Annotated in this window: 3 protein-coding genes and 1 pseudogene; 3 read left to right on the top strand and 1 reads right to left on the bottom strand. The window is 42.7% G+C overall.

Annotated features, from left to right (window positions below; all coding sequences use genetic code 11):
- The 3 genes and pseudogenes from KCX82_RS22720 to tsaA form a co-directional block, all read left to right on the top strand.
- Window positions 1-204 (top strand): annotated as a pseudogene (locus KCX82_RS22720) (succinyl-CoA--3-ketoacid-CoA transferase); the annotation flags it as partial.
- Window positions 205-304: 100 nt separating this feature from the next.
- Window positions 305-1,132: a MerR family transcriptional regulator gene (locus KCX82_RS22725; protein WP_227020722.1), complete on the top strand. Its 828-nt coding sequence runs from the start codon at window positions 305-307 to the stop codon at window positions 1,130-1,132.
- 201 nt (window positions 1,133-1,333) lie between these two features.
- Entirely contained in the window at window positions 1,334-1,810 is a 477-nt protein-coding gene (gene tsaA, locus KCX82_RS22730) for a tRNA (N6-threonylcarbamoyladenosine(37)-N6)-methyltransferase TrmO (RefSeq protein ID WP_227020723.1), read from the top strand.
- A gap of 86 nt (window positions 1,811-1,896) precedes the next feature.
- Here the strand turns inward: tsaA and KCX82_RS22735 are convergent, their stop codons facing one another.
- Window positions 1,897-3,162 (bottom strand): alanyl-tRNA editing protein, encoded by a 1,266-nt coding sequence (locus tag KCX82_RS22735; protein ID WP_227020724.1) that lies wholly within the window; start codon window positions 3,160-3,162, stop codon window positions 1,897-1,899.
- Between the last annotated feature and the right edge of the window lie 106 nt (window positions 3,163-3,268).

Here is a 3,268-nt window from a genome sequence, read left to right on the forward strand (position 1 = left end):
AAGCATAAGATTCTGAAAGAATGCACCCTGCCTTATACGGCAGTGGGAGTGGTGGACATGATCATCACCGAGATGGGTGTTATGGAAGTAACACCGGAAGGAATCGTCCTGAAGGAGCTGCATCCTGATTACACGGTAGAACAGATTCGGGAAGCCACGGAATGCAAGCTGATCATCAGTTCGGATTTAAAACCGATGCAATAACTCCGGTTTTGTAGTATAATATTACTATAAGGATTCTATGGAAGAAATTGGGGCTGTAAAAAGCCCCAATTTACGTTAGCGGATTAAGGGAGGAGTAGCCATGTTTAAAATCGGAGAGTTTTCAAAATTAACACAGGTTTCCATCCGGATGCTGCGGTATTATGATGAGGTAGGATTGCTGAAACCCGCTGATATTGATAAATTTACCGGTTACCGCTATTACTCCGTAGAGCAGATTCCGTTACTCCATAAAATTATCTTTTTAAGGGACACGGGATTTCAGGTCGCGGAGATTTCTGCAGTCGTTCAGAACTGGAACGAAACTGCCATGATCAACTTTCTGAACAACAAACACAGTGAAATTGAAGCGTCCATCAAGCTGGAGCAGGACAAGTTAAGAAAAATAGAGGTAGCGATGAAGGATATGAAGGGTGAAGACCTGTCGATCCGTTACAATATTTCTTTGAAAACCATACCTGCCTATCAGATTCTTTCACTTCGCAAAATTATTCCGGATTATTTCTGTGAGGGTATGCTATGGCAGGAACTTACCGAGCTTGTTGAGTCAAATTCCATCAGGATTCCGCAAAACAGCCTGAACTTTGCCATTTATCATGACACGGATTTTAAAGAGGCAGATGTAGATGTTGAGGTTTGCGTCGCAGTACAGGAGTTGGGTGAGAGTAAAGACGGATTTACCTTTCGTGAAACGGAGCCTGTAGAAACTATGGCCTGTGCTATGGTCTACGGTCCTTATCAAAATATCGGTCCGGCCTACGAAGCCTTTGCTCATTGGCTGACACAGCATAATCAGTATAAAATGATCGGCCAAAACAGGCAGATTTGTCACTGTGGGCCATGGAATGAAGAAAACCCGCAAAATTATCTTACAGAGATTCAGATCCCCGTGACCTCTTCTCATACATAAGGCTGAGTTAAACCAGGTTAATATCCTTCCGGGCTTTTTTGTTCACTTCCTTCTTACTATTTCTTCTCTTAGGATTTATTTCTTTATTTCTTTATTTCTTTATTTCTTTATTTCTTTATTTCTTTAATTATTTATATTGACTCTGACGCCGTGAGAGGGTCTAAGATGAATTCAGATAAAAAATAAAGGTGGAGGTAACCGATGGAACAATATCAAGTAAATCCTATTGGAAAAGTAATAATAACAAAAGGGGGAATTTTTGTCGAGCTATTCGAAGACTATAAGACTGCATTAAAGGCATTGGACGGATTTGGTCACATCAATATTCTATGGTGGTTTGACGGTTGTGATTTTGAAGAGGCAAGAAGAATCCTAGAGGTGGATGCCCCCTACAAGCATGCTCCGGATAAGATGGGTATCTTTGCAACCAGATCCCCGGTGAGGCCCAATCCTATCGCCTTGTCTGCCACGCAAATCATTTCCATTGATCATGAAACCGGCAGAATCCAACTGGCTTACATCGATGCGAATGACGGCAGCCCGGTTATCGATATAAAACCCTATACACCAAGCCTTGACAGAGTGGAAAGTCCTGCTGTGCCTCAGTGGTGCAGCCATTGGCCCCGCAGCATAGAAACTTCCGGTGACTTTGATTGGGCAACTGAATTTAATTTTTAGTACGAAAGGGGAGTGCAACGGCACCCCCTTCGTTTCTTTATCTGAGCTGAAAAGCTTTTCGAAGTAATGATGTCTTGGATGCTGAATTATCTGGCTTGATATGCCTGTCTTACAAAGGTTACGAAACAATCCAAATCTTCCTTGGAAGGAAACAAAGCCCGAGCGCTTCCGGCATTTCCTCCGCCTTTGCCCCGCCAGACATTTGCATTCTCTTTTACGATCTTACCGCAGTCGGGATTGCCTGAACATGCCAGTATAACGGTATTTTCTGAAATTGAAACCAAAACCAGGAGGTGGTTGACTCGTTCTGTCAGAATCCTGGTCATAGCCAAAATATCATTGGCATTGAAGTGAGGATATTCTTTGATAATAACCGACAGGACGGATGGAGTTTTATTGCTTTCGCCCTCATATTCCGATAAAATATTATTTACTTCCTGATTGATAAAGGCATTCTTTAATTGATACAGCTCCTGCCTGATCCCTTTACTTTTTTCTTCCTGAACTTGTATCTTATCCAGCAGATCCGCTGTGTCTGCTGAATATCTTTGATTCAGTTTTGTTATCATGTCATGCTTATTTTGAAAATCTAAATACGCTTCTTTTCCGGCCTTAAAATAGACTCGAGTCATCCCTTTGTAGCTTTCCAGCTTCAATATTTTCAAAAGGCCTACCTGGCCTGAGGTGCTGGGATGGGTGCCGCAGCAGGCGACGCAATCGGCAGGATTTTCTTCACTTCCCACACAGACAATGCTGATATCTTCATCCAACGCCAGTGCTTTTCGAAGCGGCAGGTGTTCTGCTTCTTCTCGGCTATGAAAGTATCGGGTGGTGACTGGCACGTTTTGCCATATGATCTCATTGGTGAGTCTTTCGATTTCCATTGCTTTTTCCCAGCTGATATCTTTCACATCGATATCAATTGTCATATAATCTTCACCCATATGGAATCCTCTGTTAACACCGCCGCATTCCCGGAAAAAGATGCCCGATAAGATATGCTCACCGCAGTGTCTTTGCATATGGTTAAATCTTCGTTCCCAATCGATACTGATTTGGACCTGCTGCCCCAAGGTGAAAGCTTCTGCCGGGGGTATTGCACCTTCAGAATCTTGCTGCTTTTGGTCCAGTACATGATAGATGATGCCGTCTTCTTCATAAACATCTCTAACAGAGTATCCGTCAATTCTGCCGATATCGCAAGGCTGTCCTCCCCCTACGGGAAAAAAGATCGTTTCATCCAGAACCAGCCGAACCGGCCCTGAGGGATCATTGCCCCCAATAATATCTACAACGGAAGCCGTGCCTTCTTTTTTATATACATTTTGCTGATAGAGCTTTTTTGTGTTCATGGGTGGATCCTTTCTTAACTCAATATTTATAGTTTGTGAAACTAAGTTACAATTTTGTCTGATCATCAAAAGGTCTAATTTTATGTGATAACGCAAAGCTGGTTCG

Origin of the sequence: Sinanaerobacter chloroacetimidivorans (assembly GCF_018128545.1) — a bacterium.
In the GTDB taxonomy this organism is placed as follows: Bacteria; Bacillota; Clostridia; order Peptostreptococcales; family Anaerovoracaceae; genus Sinanaerobacter; species Sinanaerobacter chloroacetimidivorans.